Below are 15094 nucleotides of genomic sequence, written 5' to 3'. Positions count from 1 at the left end.
ACCCCCCGGGGACCCCTTTTGGGCGCTAACGCTTCTTGCGGCCGCCCTTCTTGCCCTTGCCGCCGCCAAACCCCCCGGTGCCCCGGAGGAAGCTCTTGAGCTTGTTCTCGAACTCCGGGGACTGCTTGGGGAGCCGCCTGGGCCGAGGTGGAGGCGCCCCCTCGGGGGCCGGGGTGAGGTCCTTGATGGAAAGGTCCAGCCTGCCCTTGGCATCCCGGCCCTTCACCATCACCTGGACGATGTCCCCCTCGTTGAGGAAGTCCCGGACGTTCTTCACGAACTCGTGGGCAATCTGGGAGATGTGCACCAGCCCCTGCTCCCCGCCCGGGAGTTCCACAAAGGCGCCAAAATCCGTCACCCGCACCACGCGGCCTTCCACGATGCTTCCCGCTTCTATCTCCACTTTCCTTCTCCTCGCGCGGTCCTGCCCGCGATGCCCCCACTATAGCACAAGGGGCGAAACCCCGGTGGCGTCCAAGGCGGCCAAGAGCTCGGCGAAACCTAGGCCCAAGACGGGGTGCCGCCCCTCGGGGAGGAGGTCCAAAAGGGGCACCAGCACGAAGGCCCGCTCGTGGAGCCTGGGGTGGGGCACCTGAAGCCCCTCCTCCTCCAGGACCTGGTCCCCGTAGAGGAGGAGGTCCAGATCGATGGTCCTAGGGCCCCAGCGCTCCTTCCGCTCCCGGCCCAAGGCCTTTTCCACCTGCAAGAGGGCCTCGAGGAGTTCCCTCGGGCCCAAGCCCGTTTCCACCTCCGCCACCAGGTTGAGGTAGGGAGGTTGGGGCGGGCCAAGGGGCGCGGTCTCGTACACGGGAGAGAGGCGGCGGAGATGGGTCTTGGGAAGCCGGGAAAGCAAGGAGGAGGCAGCCAAGAGGTAGGCGGCCCGATCCCCCAGGTTGGAACCCAGGCCCACGTAGGCCAGCACGCCCCCAGTCTATCCCGTTGACACCGGGGGGCGGGCCTCCTACCCTGAAGGGGAGATGGCCGTCCGGGGCAAAACCTAAACCGGCCTGGGAAGCCTGGCTTCCCGGGCCCGTCCCGGGGGTTTTTCTTTGCGGGGGTGCGTATGGTGAAGGAGAACTGGCAGGCGCTTTTGCAGGCGGAGCTCACCCTGGACACCGGGGTCTACACCAAGCACGCCCTCCTCCTCGTCCGCGGCCAAGGGGCCCGGGTGTGGGACGCCGAGGGCAACGAGTACATTGACTGCGTGGGCGGCTACGGGGTGGCCAACCTTGGCCACAGCAACCCCGAGGTGGTGGAGGCGGTGAAGCGGCAGGCGGAAACCCTCATGGCCATGCCCCAGACCCTCCCCACCCCCATGCGGGGGGAGTTCTACCGCACCCTGGTTTCCCTCCTGCCCCCCGAGCTCAACCGGGTCTTCCCGGTGAACTCGGGCACCGAGGCCAACGAGGCGGCCCTCAAGTTCGCCCGGGCCCACACCGGCCGGAAGAAGTTCGTGGCCGCCATGCGGGGGTTTTCCGGCCGGACCATGGGCAGCCTCTCCGTCACGTGGGAGCCCAAGTACCGCGAGCCCTTTTTGCCCCTGGTGGAGCCCGTGGCCTTCATCCCCTATAACGATGTGGAGGCGCTAAGGCAGGCGGTGGACGAGGAAACGGCGGCGGTGATCCTGGAGCCCGTGCAGGGGGAAGGGGGGGTGCGCCCCGCCACGCCGGAATTCCTACAGGCGGCGCGGGAGGTGACGCGGGAACAGGGCGCCCTTCTCATCCTGGACGAGATCCAGACCGGCATGGGCCGCACGGGGAAGCGCTTCGCCTTTGAGCACTACGGGGTGGTGCCCGATATCCTCACCTTGGCCAAGGCCATTGGGGGCGGGGTGCCCTTGGGGGTGGCGGTGATGCGGGAGGAGGTGGCGAAGAGCATGCCCAAGGGCGGGCACGGCACCACCTTCGGCGGCAATCCCCTGGCCATGGCCGCCGGGGTGGCCGCCCTCCGCTACCTGGAGCGCACGCGGCTTTGGGAGCGGGCGGCGGAGCTTGGGCCCTGGTTCATGGAGCGGCTCAGGGAAATCCCCTCCCCCAAGATCCGGGAGGTGCGGGGAATGGGCCTCATGGTGGGGCTCGAGCTCAAGGAAAAGGTGGCCCCCTACATCGAGCGCCTGGAGAAGGAGCACCGCATCCTCACCCTGCAGGCGGGGCCCACGGTGATCCGCTTCCTGCCGCCTTTGGTCATCGAAAAGGAGGACCTAGAACGGGTGGTGGAAGCGGTGAAGGCGGTTCTCCTAGCATGAGCGCCCTGGACCCCGTGGCCTTTCTCAAGGGAGCCTTGGAAATCCCCTCCCCTTCCGGGGAGGAGCGCCGGGTGGCGGAGTACCTGGCGGAGGGGATGGAAAGGCTCGGGTTAAGGGGGTTTGTGGACGAGGCGGACAACGCCCGGGGCCAGGTGGGGGAAGGTCCCCTCCAGGTGGTCCTCCTGGGGCACATCGACACCGTGCCCGGGATCGTGCCCGTGCGCCTGGAGGGGGATCGGCTCTTTGGCCGGGGGGCGGTGGACGCCAAGGGGCCCTTCGTGGCCATGATCTTCGCCGCCGCCGGGCTTTCGGAGGTGGCCAAGGAGCGGCTCACCGTGCACCTGGTGGGGGCCACGGAGGAGGAGGCCCCAAGCTCCAAGGGCGCCCGCTTCGTCGCCCCTCGCCTAAAGCCGGATTACGCCATCATCGGAGAGCCCTCCGGGTGGGAAGGGATCACCCTGGGCTACAAGGGCCGGCTCCTGGTGAAGGTGCGGCGGGAGAAGGACAACTTCCACTCCGCCCACCACGAGCCCAACGCCGCCGAGGAACTCGTCAGCTACTTTGTGGCCATCAAGGCCTGGGCGGAGGCCATGAACGTGGGCCAGCGTCCCTTTGACCAGGTGCAGTACACCCTGCGGGACTTCAAGGTCCACCCTGCCGAGCTCAAGCAGGTGGCGGAGATGTTCTTTGACCTGCGCCTACCCCCAAGGCTCCCCCCGGAGGAGGCCATCCGCCACCTGAGCGCCTACGCCCCCCCTACCCTGGAGCTGGAGTTCTTCGGGCGGGAGGTACCCTACCTGGGCCCCAAGGACACCCCCCTGACCCGGGCCTTGCGCCAGGGCATCCGCAAGGCGGGGGGCAGGCCCGTCTTCAAGCTCAAGACCGGCACCAGCGACATGAACGTCCTGGCCCCCCACTGGAAGGCGCCCATGGTGGCCTACGGCCCTGGGGATTCCACCCTGGACCACACCCCTTACGAGCACGTGGAGGTCTCGGAGTTTCTGAAAGGGATTGAGGTCCTGCGGGAGGCCCTAGAACACTTGGCGCTAACCTCAAAGGGCTAAGCGCCTCCCTGAGGTTCAGCTCAGTTTTTCCCACGCCTCGAGGACAAGCCTTCGAGTGCGGTATTCCCCGTAGCGCCTCACCTCCTTCTCTCTAAGCACTCGGAAGGTCTCCCCTGGGAAGCGGCTTCCTCCCCGGCGCCTGCGGTAAGCGGCCTCGTCTAGGGGATCGTGCACCTCCTCCAGGTCCGAAAGAATGTCCTGGAGCTCCTTTTCTGTGAGGTCCTGCGGATCCAGGATGTAGCGGAGTTGTTTGCGGTTTAGGCCGTAGAGCCTGGCGTAGTAGGCGTCTAGCTCAGCCCGTAGGCGGGCCCGTCTGTTTTCATCCCATTGGAAGGGCGGGAAGGGGTAGGGATGGGTGAGCCAGGAGGGAGGCTTGTCCGGGTGCGTGGGGGCTGCCTCTCGCCAACGTCGGATGGCTTCCCGGAGGCCTTCGTCCGCCTCTTCCCACACCTCCTGGGCCAAGGGGGCGAGGTCCCAGGCGGTGTAGGTGAGCTCCAGGACCCGGGGGACGATGAAGTGGAGGTCCGCCTCCTGGTACCGCTCTGGGGGCAGAACCGGAAACTGCTTGATGTGGTGGAAGCTCAAGTCCGTGGCGCCGATTTTCTGCCGGGCCGCATAGTCCAAAACCAAGCTATTCAGGTTGGCAAGAAGAGCGAGGATGCGAACGCTTGGCTCTAGGGAAAAGAGTAGCGGAGCTTTCCCTCCCACCCCTAAGCGGGGAAGCGGGGTAAAGATCACCGTGCGTTCGTCGGTGGCCCGGGCTACGTTACGAAAGGCAAGAAGCCAAGGCCGCTTAGGAAAGCGAGCTCCCTCAAAATGGGAGAGGCGCTCCTCCACCACGTCTTCGGGTAGGTAATAGGCAGGCGCTATCGCGTAAGCGGGGTCCAAAAGGGCGGAAGCGGATAGGGGACGGATCTTCCCCGAGGCGTAGTCCGCATAGCGATGGTTATATTGGTGGAACATCTTGGCTTCCCAAAAAGGCACATAGGCTTCTCCCCCAAAGCGCAAGCGGTGGCCCGAAGGCATGGCCCCCCGCAGCTCTTGGCGAGAGCGGAAAAAGGGCAAGCGGCGTTCTAAGGAAAAAAGCAGGCCAAGGCGGATTCCCCAAGGGTCCTTCTTTGGCTCCTCACGGTACAGGATGCCCGACACCCGATAAAGATGGCGGGCAAGCGCCGCATCCTGGGGGGTGCGGAAAAGGGGAGCCATCCAGGTATTGGGGTTGAAGAGGGCGAAATCTTCTCCCGATAGAAGCAAGTGCCGTCTTTCGTCATCCACCTCCTTAGGATCAGCGAGAAAAAAGGCCACGCGCGCCGCTCTATCCTTCTCAGAAGGGCAAGGAACCTCCCCGTTCCCCCCGGAGAAAGCCACGAGGGCAAACCGGAAACGGCGATCCACGTCCGGGAAAAACCCCTTCCGGTTTTCGAAGTCGTAAAGCGCTCTGAGCTGGCCCCTCAACACGATATCCCTGAACAGACTCCGGCTACCCGAGTCTGTGGCCAAACCAGTGGGCACCAGAAGCCCGCACATACCCCCAGAGCGGCAAAGGGAACGGGCGAGCTCGGTGAAAAATTGGTAGGTGTTGGTGCCCTCACAGGTTAGGGGAAAACGGCCTGAGCCCTTGAGGAAACGGGCCACGTCCCCTTCCTCTCGGCGGCGGGTCCAAGGCGGATTTCCTAGCACCACATCAAACCCCCCGTGGGCGAAGACCTCGGGGAACTCCAGCCACCAGTGAAAGAAGCGGTGGCGCTGGGCGAGCGCCTCGGCACGCTCCCTAAGAACAGGGTCCACCCCACCCTCCAAAGCCCGCCACACCGCTTCCGTGGTGATAAAAGGCCCCCCGCCAGAAAAGCCTTGGAAAAAGGCAGCCGTCCAAAGGTCCGAAGCAAGCTTGAGCCTTCCCCAAGTCCCCTTCTCCCGTAGCCCCTCATAGACCTTGGCCTTGGCAGCCACATCCTGGGCGCGGTCCTCGGGAAGGCGGGCCAATTCCTGAAGAACCGTGGCCAGGTTCCTCTGCTCCTCCTCCAGAACGCTCTCCCGGAGCGGGGCAAAGAGGGTCTGCTCTCCCCTCCGTTGGCGGCGGTTCACCCCCTTAAGGAAGAGGGCTACCTCCTTGGCGTCCCCTAGTTTTGCGGCGAAAGCTTCATCGGGCACCCCCTCCTTCAAAACCTTGGGTTCCAGGACTCCCACCAGGGAGTTCCCGCACTTTATGCGGTGGTCCAGAAAGGTGAGGGGCTTCCCCGGCACGTGGCTTTCCATCCAAAGGGCCACCCGGCAGAGCTCCACCGCCAGAGGGTTCAGGTCCACAGCGTAGAGGCAGTTCGCCACCACGTCCCGCACCGCCTGGCGGTAGACCTCGGGGGAGGGCTCCTCCTCCCCGGTGCGCACCTGGGCCAGGCGGCGGGCGAGCCTCCGGGCCGCCCCCAGAAGGAAGTGGCCGCTCCCCGAGGCGGGGTCAATCACCTTGAGGGAAAGGATGGCCTGTTCCTGCGCCTTGGGGTCGTCCCCCGCCTTCTTCAGGCGCCCCTCTACCACCGGATCTAGGGCTTCCTTAAGAACCAGCTCCACCAAAACCGCTGGGGTGTAATAGCTCCCGGAGCGCTTCCGCTCTGTTCCCGCTCCGAAGGCAAGGACCAAACCTTCTTCTTCTCGCCTTAGTACAGGGGCGTGTTCTAAGAGGCTCTCGTACACCGAGCCTAGTTCCTCCACGTCCAAAGCAGCGTAGTCAATGCGTTGAAGGCACTGCCCCTTGGCATCTTGGGAGAAAGCCAGGTGGTGGAAGGCCCGAAGCAAGTAGCGGTTGTCCACGGCGTAAGGGCTCTGCTCCAAGGTGAGGGGTTCAAAGAGATGGCCGTCAAGAACCTCTAGACCCAGGACCTTGGCGGCAGGGGCACCCTTAACAAGGAGCGTGGGGTCCCGCAAGAGCCGGAAGAGGGTCTTGAGGCCAAGCCAGAGGTCCAAATCCTCGGTATAGGCTTCCCCCCGAGCGGCGAGGTCTAGAATGCGGTGAAGGGAAAAAGCCTGGCGGTAAAGCTCGTTTCCCCCAAGAATACCCCGAGCCTCGGCTACAAGGAGAAAGAGAATGCGGTAGGCTATTCGCAGGAGGTCGTGGTGGAACGCCTGAAGGTCTTGAGTCAGGCTCTCCCCCTGGGGACCGCGCAGGAAACCGGTGCCCAGGTCAATGATAAAACCCTTCACGCCTTCGGTGAGGTTTTCATCACCCCGATGGTCTACCTGAGGGTAGGCTTCCTGTCGTTCCGTCGAGGTTGTGGGAAGCCCTAAAAGGACCAGGGCTTCGTGGGGAAGTACATGCCGAATCGCCTCCGCTAGGCTTACACTCACCGGCAAAAGGGTAGCCGTAGAACCCGCTAGGGGACGCAGGTACAGAATGTCTCCCTGCTCCTCCACCAAAACCCAGTTGCGGCCTCGATAGCGGACTAAGGAACCTATAGAAAAAACGCCCACGCCTCCTCTCCGATTACCACATCCTTTATCCTTTTACCCCTTTCCTTAAAAAATCCCCATGGGAGCTCCCAGGCAACGGAAGCAACCCTTTCCCAAGATACATCGCCCGCCAGAAAACCCAAGCATGCCAGGGGAACATAGCTTAACTCACCTCAAAGCCTCGGAACTTTTAATCTGTGGCCTCCCTTGAACTTTGATCTCCCTCCGCACCCCACCCAGCTTTCCCTTCCCTACAGAGATCCATAGCATCGAGGCAAGCTCTAGATAGGCCCGCAGCCAAAGCGCGGAAACACCCGTCTTGCAACCCAATAAAAACGCCTCCCCGCCTCACTATCAAGGCGGGGAGCTTTGCCTACGTATCGTGGTGGGCGGCAGAGGATTTGAACCTCTGACCTCTCGCTTGTAAGGCGAGCGCTCTGACCAACTGAGCTAGCCGCCCCTGGTGACCCCAGGGGGAATCGAACCCCCGTTTCGGCCTTGAGAGGGCCGCGTCCTAACCGCTAGACGATGGGGCCACGTATCCAGGGCATCGACCCCAGGGATTTAGTCTATCTCCTCACCCCAAAGCCTTCAAGCACCGGCTCAAGACACAGGGCAACGCCAAGGCAAGAAAGACCCCTAAGGGAAAAGCCTGGTTAAACTGAGCTCGTGGTTCACCCGTGGCTAGGCTTCGTATTGCTGGTAATTCTTGGCCTGTTGCCAAGTGCCTCGCCATGGAGTGAACGCATCCTCGCCCCTGCGATAGAACTTGGTGTCACAGTTTACCTTCTAGCCCAAAGAAAACCCTTATGGGGCCTTGGCCTCCTCTTTTGGAGCCTGAATGACCTCCTTTGGAATCTGGGTAACTCCCCGAAGTACCCTCAGACCCTTGTTTTAAGGGTAATACTGGATTTCCTGGGGTACTTAGCGCTAACCCTCGCCGTTCTAAAGGCACCTAGCCGCCCTCCACGCCTAACGCTTTTCCTACTTCCCCTTGTGTTATTGGGCCTCGAGGCCCTAGTCCAAGAAGGATTTGGCTCAAGCTCTCTTTACACGGCGTGGAACATCGTCCTTTTCCTCTTGCTCCTACCCCGTTTGGAGGTGCTTTTCCAGAAAGCCCCCGATGAAACGTCCTTATGGGGTGTGGGTTTTTTTCTCGTCCTCCTCGAGGCCATGGCCTCCGTCTACACAGAGAGCCAAGGTGGCCCTCCCCTCCACTCTGCCCAGAGCATGGGATACCTCCTGATCGGTCTGGGCGCAAGGTCTTGGGAAAATATCTCCTTCCCCTCCCAAGCCCTCGCCTTCACTGGGCTCGTCATTTTTCCGTTCCTGATCTTCTCGGAAACCATCCCGCTGATAACCCGCATCCTGGTCCTGTACGGAGGGGTCGTAGGGGCTTTGGGCTTACTCTACGCGCTCCATCTAGAATGGAGACGCACGGAGGAGAAAAACGCACGTTGGATGCGGTTCTTAGGCGAACTTGCCCGCCTTTCGCCGAGAATAACCCAGACCTTGAGTCCCGAAGCCGCCCTCTTGAGCGCCTTGGAGGCCACGCGCACCTTGATCCCTGAGGCGGTAGGCCTCGAGGTGCAAGGGAGGCGAGGGCTCGTGGGCCAGCGCACCCCGCATAGCCTGAAAGTGCCCATGAACGGGGAGGCGGCCTACCTATTTTTGCAGAAACCCCCTACGGAACCTGTTCCCGAAGGTCTACTTTCTCTTTTGGGTGAACGGCTTCGTCAAGTGCTCAGGCAGGTGGAGTGGGGGACCTTAGCGCTTACAGACCCCCTCACTGGACTTCTGAACCGCCGGGGCCTCGAGGCCGAGCTTCCCAAGCTTCTTGCCCTGACACAACGCTACCATACCCCTCTAAGCGTGGCTTTGCTGGATATAGACCATTTTAAACGCATCAACGACTCCTTCGGCCACCCCGTGGGAGATCAGGTGCTCAAAGTCCTTGGCCGCATCCTCCAAGAGGACCTCCGCCGGGAAGACTTAGCGGTACGCTATGGCGGGGAAGAATTCCTTCTGCTCCTGTATGGGGCGGACCAGCGAGCTACCAAGGAGGTGGTGGAGCGCATTCGGTCCCGCTTCCGCGCCCAAAAGGTGGACCCTATTCCTTATCCCCTTACCCTTTCCGCGGGTATAGCAGGGGGAAAAGTACCCCAGGGGAAAGAAGAAGTGGAAGAGTGGTTCTTAAAGGCCGACTACGCCCTTCTTCGGGCTAAAGAGTCCGGGCGGGACCGAATAACCCTAGCCTAGACCTGGCTTTCCTTACAATAGGGGAAGATGCTCGTACGCCTCGAGGTGCGCAACCTCGCCGCCATCCGCGAGGCTACCCTGGAGCTTTCCCCAGGGCTCAACGTCCTCACCGGGGAAACGGGGGCAGGCAAGAGCCTTCTGGTGGACGCCTTGGCCCTCCTCTTGGGGGAGCGGGCCGAGGGGCTCATCGGGCCTTATGGGGATAGCCTCCTCGTCACCGCCTTCTTCCAGGGGGAAGAGGAGCGGGTTCTTTCCCGCCGGGTGGGGGCCCGCTCCACACCCCGCATAGACGGGGAGGTGGTGAGCCTTAAGGAGCTTCAGGAGGAAGCGGAGCGCTGGCTTTCCCTCCACGTCCAGCACGCCGCCTTGGCCCTCCTCTCCCCTAAGCGGCAGCGGGAGCTCCTGGACGCCCTGTTGCCCTCCCACCCCCTTCAGGCCTACCGGGAGGCCTACGCGCGCTACCAGACCCTCCTCGGCGAGAAGCGGGCCCTGGAGGAAGCCCTTAGGGCGAAAAGCGAGCGGGAAGACCTCCTGCGCTTCCAACTGCGGGAGATCCAGGCGGCCAAGCCCCGCCCTGGGGAAGACCTCGAGCTAGAGGAGGAAGCCCGGCGCCTGCGGCACCTGGAAACCCTTCGGGAACGGGCGGGGAGGGCCTATGCCTTCCTGGCGGAGGAGGGGCTTTCCCCCTTGGAGGGCGCCGTGCGGGAACTGCGCCAAGGAGGGCGGTACGACCCGGACCTGGAAGCCCTGGCCAGGGACCTGGAAACCGCATTAGAGGGCGCGGAGGCGGTGGCGCGGGAGCTTGAGGGGTATCTGGAGGGCCTCGAGGCCGACCCCGGCCGGCTTGCCCAGTTGGAGGAGCGCCTGGCCCTCCTGGAGCGCCTCAAGCGCAAGTACGGCCCCACCCTGGAAGACGTCCTAGCCCACGGGGAGCGGGCCGAGGCGGAGCTGGCCACTCTGGAAGGAGGGGAAGCGCGCCTACAGGACCTTGAGCAGGCCCTCGAGGCGGCGGAAGAGGCCCTTTGGAGAGCGGGGGAAGCCTTGGGCGAAGCCCGGCGGGAGGCGGCCAAGGGGCTGGAAGAGGCCATGGCCGAGGAGCTTGCCGCCTTGGGGCTTCCCCAGGCCCGCTTCCAGGTGGCCTTCACCCCCTTGCCCGAACCCGGACCCTTCGGCCTGGAGGAGGTGGCCTTCCGCTTTGCCGCAAGCCCGCACCTGCCCCTTTCCCCCCTTTCCGCCGCCAGCGGCGGGGAGCTTTCCCGCATCGCCTTGGCCCTCGCCCTCCTCACCGGGGCGGAGGCCCCCACCGTGGTCTTTGACGAGATGGACGCTGGGGTGGGGGGGGAAACCGCCTGGAAGCTGGCGGAACGCTTGGCCCGCCTGGGGGAGAAGCGGCAGGTGCTGGTGGTGACCCACCTGCCCCAGGTGGCCGCCCGGGCCCACCGCCACCTAAAGGTGGTGAAGGAAGGAAGCGAGGTGCGGGTGGAGGTGCTACAAGGCGAGGCGCGGGTACGGGAGCTGGCCCGCCTCCTTTCCGGCCAGTACACCGAGGCCGCCCTCTCCCACGCCCGCTTGCTCTTGGAGGCCGGATGAACCCTTTAGAAGCCCCGTACCCGGTTTTTCTCCTCACGGACACCGGGGTGGAGGGAAACGCCCTGGCGCAAGGCCTTCCCGTGCCCCAAGGGGACATCTTGGTCCACGGGGAAAAGACCTACCGGGTGGCCCGCCTGCCCGCCCCGGAAGGCACCTACCTCCTCCTTCTAGACACCACGGACCTTTCCATCCAGGCAAGGGCCTACACCGGGCTTTTAAAGGTCTTGCGGGGGCTTTTGCAGCACGAGGAGCCGGAAGGGCTTTTGCAGGACCTCATCCAGGAGGCGGTGGCGGTGGTGCCCGGGGCGGAGGCGGGAAGCATCCTCCTCCGGGAGGGAGGGTATTTCCACCTGGTAGCCCAGGAGGGGTTTTCCGAAGCCCTCCTGGGGGCTCGCACCTCCTTAGAGGAAGAGCTTGCCTGGTATGGGCTTGGCGTGGACAACTGGCTCAAGGGCCGTCCCCGGGTGCTCAAAGGAGCGGAGATCCGCCACCTCTCTAGCCTGAGCACCGTGGAGGCCCGCCCCGCTTTCTTCGAACACGGCCGCCTCCTGGAGATCCAGGCCACCTTGGGCCTGCCCATCGTCCTGGAAGGGGAAGTGCTGGCGGCCATGAACCTGGACAACTTCCACGACCCCGAGGCCTTTACCCCGCTTTCCCTGGAGCTGGCCCAGGCCTTCGCCTTGGAAGCCGCCCTCCTCCTCAAGGCCCTAAAGGAGCGCCAGGCCCTGGAAGCGGCGGCCCGCACCGACCCCCTCACCGGCTTGGGGAATCGGCGGGCCCTGGAGGTGGCCTTCCCGGAGCTCCTGTCCGAGGCCAAAGCCCTAGGGGAGCCCCTGGCCCTCATCTACTGGGACCTCAACGGCCTCAAGGCCCTGAACGACCGGGAAGGGCACGCCGCCGGGGACCGGGCCCTGAAGGCCCTGGCCCAGGCCTTGAAGCACTTTTCCCGCCGCCGGGACCTGGCCTTTCGGGTGGGAGGAGATGAGTTCGTGAGCCTCCACTTGGGCCTGAGCGAGGAGGAGATCCCTTCCCTCATCGCCCGCGTGCGGCAAAGCCTGCCCTACGGGGTGGCGGCGGGCGGGGTAAGGGCGGAAGAGGGCGATCTGGAAGCGCTTTTGCAGGAAGCGGACCGCCGCATGTACCGGGCTAAAGGAGGCCCTTGACCCCATCAGCCACGTACTGCACCGCAAGGGCGGCGAGCAATAGGCCCAGGACCCGGGTCACCACGTTCACGCCGGTGCGCCCCAGGGCCCGGCGCACCCCGGCAGCGGCCCGCAAGAAGATATAGGCCAAGAGGAGGACCAAGAAAGCGCTAAAGAGGACCACCGCCCATCCCCCCACCACCCCCCGGGCCTCCCCCCCCAGGATGAGGACGCTGGCCAAGGCCCCGGGCCCGGCGATGAGGGGGATGGCCAGGGGAAAGACGGAGATATCGGCCCGGACCAGGGCCTCGTCCTTCTCCTCCTCGGTTTCCCGCTCGTGGTGGGCGAAGACCATATCGGTGGCGATGCGGAAGAGGAGGATCCCCCCGGCGATGCGCAAGGCCTCGAGGCTAATCCCCAGATGGGCCAAAAGCCCCCTTCCGAAAAAGAAAAAGGCCACAAGAAGCCCCCCCGCCACCAGCACCGCCCTCCCCGCAATCTGGGCTTGCTTTTTTGGGGGGCGGTCCCCCGCCAAGGCCAAGAACACCGGGACGAGCCCCACCGGGTCCATGACCACGAAGAGGGTGAGGAAGGACTTCAGGAAGAGTTCTATCACGTTATACCCTAAAGCGCTAAGCCCCTCCCTTAATGGCCCTTCCCGCCAAGAGAAGCTCCCCGAGCTCTTCTTCCAGAGCCTTGGCCTCCTCTTCGCTCCGGCCCACCACCAAGATGGTGTCCTCGCCCGCCAGGGTGCCCACGATCTCGTCCCGCTTGAGGCGGTCCAAGAGAAGGGCGATTCCCGAGGCGTGCCCCTCGGCGGTTTTCACCACCAGGATGTTCCCCCCCCGGTCCACGTCCTTGACGAAGAGGCCAAACTGCCGCTTGAGTTCCTCGTAGACGTCCTCGGGAAGCTCCACCGAAGGCAGAGCGTACTTGTGCCGCCCCTTGCCCAAGGCGATGCGGGCCAGGCGGAGCTCGGCGATGTCCCGGCTCACCGTGGCCTGGGTCACCTCAAAGCCCAACTGACGCAGGCGCTCCACCAGCTCTTTCTGGGTACCGATCTCCTCCCGGCTCACGATTTCCTGTATGGCGCGGTGCCGCTCGGCCTTGCTGCGCATATCCACCCCGTTTAGGCTTTCCAAAACTCCCTGACGAAATCCAGTATACGGTGGGCCACCTGGCGCTTGGGCATCCGGGGAAGCTCTAGGACCCGCCCATCCCGAAGGAGGAGGACCACCTCGTTTTCCGGGCTGCCGAAGCCCACCCCCTCCCGGTTCACCCAGTTGAGGACGATGAGGTCCAGGTTCTTGCGCTCTAGCTTCCCCCGAGCCCGCTCCAGACCCTCTTGGGTTTCCATGGCGAAGCCCACCAGAACCCTCTTTCCCTTGCGTTCTCCAAGCTCCTTGAGGATATCGGGGTTGGGCACCAGGCGCAGGACCCGGCTCGCCTCCACCTTGGGCTCCTTGTCGGCCAGGGTGGTCTCGGGGCGGTAGTCGGCCACCGCCGCCGCCATGACCACAGCCTCGGCCCAAGGGTAGTGGGCCAAAATAGCCTCCCGCATCTCCAAGGCGCTTTCCACCCGCACCACCTGGACCCCCCAAGGGTCTGGGAGAGCGGTGGGGCCGGAAACCAAGACCACCTCCGCCCCCCTATCCCGGGCGGCCTCGGCCACGGCGTAGCCCATGCGCCCCGAGGAGGGGTTGGAGAGGAAGCGCACCGGGTCCAGGTACTCTCGAGTGGGCCCAGCGGAAACCAGGAGCTTCAGGCCCTGAAGGTCCTTGGGGGTAAGGAGGGCCTCCAAGCGCGCCACCAGCTCCTCAGGCTCCAGCATCCGCCCCAAGCCTTCCCCCTCCCCCACCGCGGCCAAGGGGCCGTAGGCGGGGCCAAAAAAGGCATGGCCCAAGGCCTTGAGCCGCTCCACATGGCCCTGGGTCTGAGGGGCAAGCCACATGGCCTCGTTCATGGCTGGGGCCCAGGCCACCCGCTTGGCCCCGGCCAGGAGGGTGGCGGAAAGGAGGTCATCCGCCAGGCCCAAGGCGGCCTTGGCCAGGGCGTCGGTGGTGGCGGGGGCCACCAGGACCACCTCGGCAAAGCGGGCGAGCTCTATGTGGAGGGCGCGGCCATGGGGCTGGAACCACGCCTCCTCCGTGGCCACCTCGCCCCCGGCGGCCACCGCCAACGAAAGGGGGGTGACGAAGGCCAGGGCCCGGGGGGTGGCCAGGACCCGCACCTCGTGCCCCGCCTGGCGGAGGAGGCGGAGGAGGTGGGGCACCTTGATGGCCGCCACCCCTCCGCTCGCCGCCACCAGGACCCGGGCCATCTAGGCCTCCTCTTCCACGGGATAGAGCCGTTCCATCTCCTTCTGCAGGCGGTCCTCGGGGACCAGGTTCTCCCCGAACACCAAGCGGCCGGTGTGGAGCTCCTTCATGGCCCAGGTCACGGGGTTGGGGTCGTCGAAGAGGCCCTCGAGGGTCCGCATCTTGGGCCTTTCCTCCGGCTCCAGCACCGTGTTTTTAAAGCGGTGGCGCAAAAGCTGCTGCGCCCGCTTGGCCACCACCACGGTGAGCCGATACTTGGAATCCACCATGCTCAGAAGCTTGTCAATGCCCGGTTCCGCCATGGTTCCTCCTCAGGATTTCCTCCAGCTCGCTTTCCAGGTCAGGGTCCCGCTCCAGGGCCTTGTTGAGGGCCCAGGCCATCCGGTCGGTACGCCGCCGTTCGGCGGTGAGGATGGCCAAAAAATCCGCCACCGCCTCCTCCAGAACGTCGTTCACTACCACGTAGTCGAAGAGGTGGGCGTTTTGGATCTCCCACTCCGCCTGCGCCAAGCGCTTGGCGATCTTCTCGGGGCTATCCTTACCCCGGTAGACCAACCGGCGCTTGAGCTCGGAAAGGGATGGGGGAAGGAGGAAGATGAGGACCGCCTCCGGCACCTTCTTGCGCACCTGCAAGGCCCCTTGCACCTCGATCTCCAGAAGGACATCCTCTCCCCGGGCCAGGGCCCGCTCCACCGGGGCCTTGGGGGTGCCGTAGAGGTAGCCCACGTACTCGGCGTGCTCCAGGAAGCCGTCTTGGTTCAGGAGCGCCTCAAAGGTGGGGCGGTCCACGAAGTAGTAGTCCACCCCGTCCCGCTCCCCAGGGCGGGGTGGACGGGTGGTCATGGAGATGGAGTAGAAGAGGCGGGTCCGCTCCAGCACCTTAGCCCGCACCGTGCCCTTCCCCACCCCGCTAGCCCCGGTCATGACGAAAAGGCGGCCCCGCATGGCCTTCACCCCGGGAGGATACCAGAACCCTGGGCCCGGGGGCAAGGATTTTTGTGATCTGGGCACCTTTCGCCCGTGGTACACTTGAGC

General features: G+C 64.6%; 13 protein-coding genes and 2 tRNA genes. 5 read left to right on the top strand and 10 right to left on the bottom strand.

What is annotated here, in order from left to right; all coding sequences use genetic code 11:
* Positions 1-25 precede the first annotated feature (25 nt).
* Both ABXG85_RS09130 and folK read right to left on the bottom strand, forming a co-directional pair.
* Positions 26-403 (bottom strand): S1 RNA-binding domain-containing protein, encoded by a 378-nt coding sequence (locus ABXG85_RS09130; protein ID WP_234507084.1) that lies wholly within the window; start codon positions 401-403, stop codon positions 26-28.
* A 39-nt stretch (positions 404-442) separates the two neighbouring features.
* Positions 443-922, bottom strand: coding sequence for a 2-amino-4-hydroxy-6-hydroxymethyldihydropteridine diphosphokinase (gene folK, locus ABXG85_RS09125; RefSeq protein WP_353513393.1), 480 nt, complete (start codon positions 920-922; stop codon positions 443-445).
* A 141-nt stretch (positions 923-1063) separates the two neighbouring features.
* On the opposite strand from folK, the gene lysJ reads away from it, so the two are divergent.
* Together lysJ and ABXG85_RS09115 are read left to right on the top strand one after the other, a co-directional pair.
* Positions 1064-2245 carry a [LysW]-aminoadipate semialdehyde transaminase LysJ gene (gene lysJ, locus ABXG85_RS09120; protein ID WP_353513392.1) on the top strand — a complete coding sequence of 394 codons (1182 nt, stop codon included), beginning with the start codon at positions 1064-1066 and terminating at the stop codon, positions 2243-2245.
* Positions 2242-3309: a [LysW]-lysine hydrolase gene (locus ABXG85_RS09115; protein ID WP_353513391.1), complete on the top strand. Its 1068-nt coding sequence runs from the start codon at positions 2242-2244 to the stop codon at positions 3307-3309. Before lysJ ends, ABXG85_RS09115 begins: the two co-directional genes overlap by 4 nt.
* A 15-nt stretch (positions 3310-3324) precedes the next feature.
* Here the strand turns inward: ABXG85_RS09115 and ABXG85_RS09110 are convergent, their stop codons facing one another.
* From ABXG85_RS09110 to ABXG85_RS09100, 3 genes are all read right to left on the bottom strand, one after another.
* A complete protein-coding gene (locus tag ABXG85_RS09110) occupies positions 3325-6504 on the bottom strand; it encodes an Eco57I restriction-modification methylase domain-containing protein (protein WP_353513390.1) in 3180 nt (1059 codons plus the stop codon).
* A gap of 629 nt (positions 6505-7133) precedes the next feature.
* Positions 7134-7210: transfer RNA gene (locus ABXG85_RS09105), tRNA-Val, on the bottom strand.
* 1 nt (position 7211) lies between these two features.
* A tRNA-Glu gene (locus ABXG85_RS09100) sits at positions 7212-7286 on the bottom strand.
* 925 nt (positions 7287-8211) lie between these two features.
* Here ABXG85_RS09100 and ABXG85_RS09095 point away from each other — a divergent pair.
* The 3 genes from ABXG85_RS09095 to ABXG85_RS09085 are packed head-to-tail and all read left to right on the top strand — an operon-like array spanning position 8212 to position 11762.
* Entirely contained in the window at positions 8212-9009 is a 798-nt protein-coding gene (locus ABXG85_RS09095) for a GGDEF domain-containing protein (protein WP_353513389.1), read from the top strand.
* A gap of 27 nt (positions 9010-9036) precedes the next feature.
* Positions 9037-10599, top strand: a complete 1563-nt coding sequence (locus tag ABXG85_RS09090) for a DNA repair protein RecN (RefSeq protein WP_353513388.1) — start codon at positions 9037-9039, stop codon at positions 10597-10599.
* Positions 10596-11762, top strand: coding sequence for a GGDEF domain-containing protein (locus tag ABXG85_RS09085; RefSeq protein ID WP_353513387.1), 1167 nt, complete (start codon positions 10596-10598; stop codon positions 11760-11762). Before ABXG85_RS09090 ends, ABXG85_RS09085 begins: the two co-directional genes overlap by 4 nt.
* Here ABXG85_RS09085 and ABXG85_RS09080 read toward each other — a convergent pair.
* The 5 genes from ABXG85_RS09080 to gmk are packed head-to-tail and all read right to left on the bottom strand — an operon-like array spanning position 11746 to position 15004.
* A complete protein-coding gene (locus ABXG85_RS09080) occupies positions 11746-12357 on the bottom strand; it encodes a MarC family protein (RefSeq protein ID WP_353513386.1) in 612 nt (203 codons plus the stop codon). The genes ABXG85_RS09085 and ABXG85_RS09080 overlap by 17 nt on opposite strands.
* Before the next feature lie 16 nt (positions 12358-12373).
* Positions 12374-12859 (bottom strand): arginine repressor, encoded by a 486-nt coding sequence (gene argR, locus ABXG85_RS09075; RefSeq protein WP_353513385.1) that lies wholly within the window; start codon positions 12857-12859, stop codon positions 12374-12376.
* 11 nt (positions 12860-12870) lie between these two features.
* Complete coding sequence (coaBC, locus tag ABXG85_RS09070; RefSeq protein WP_353513384.1) at positions 12871-14061, bottom strand: bifunctional phosphopantothenoylcysteine decarboxylase/phosphopantothenate--cysteine ligase CoaBC; 1191 nt, start codon at positions 14059-14061, stop codon at positions 12871-12873.
* Positions 14062-14361 carry a DNA-directed RNA polymerase subunit omega gene (gene rpoZ / locus ABXG85_RS09065; RefSeq protein ID WP_353513383.1) on the bottom strand — a complete coding sequence of 100 codons (300 nt, stop codon included), beginning with the start codon at positions 14359-14361 and terminating at the stop codon, positions 14062-14064.
* Positions 14342-15004, bottom strand: a complete 663-nt coding sequence (gene gmk, locus ABXG85_RS09060; protein ID WP_353513410.1) for a guanylate kinase — start codon at positions 15002-15004, stop codon at positions 14342-14344. The genes rpoZ and gmk overlap by 20 nt, the downstream gene beginning before the upstream one ends.
* Positions 15005-15094: the final 90 nt, after the last annotated feature.

The sequence above is a fragment of the Thermus sp. LT1-2-5 genome (assembly GCF_040363165.1).
GTDB lineage: Bacteria > Deinococcota > Deinococci > Deinococcales > Thermaceae > Thermus.
The sequence above is the reverse complement of the archived record's forward strand: the minus strand, read 5'-3'. Positions and strand labels throughout refer to the sequence as shown.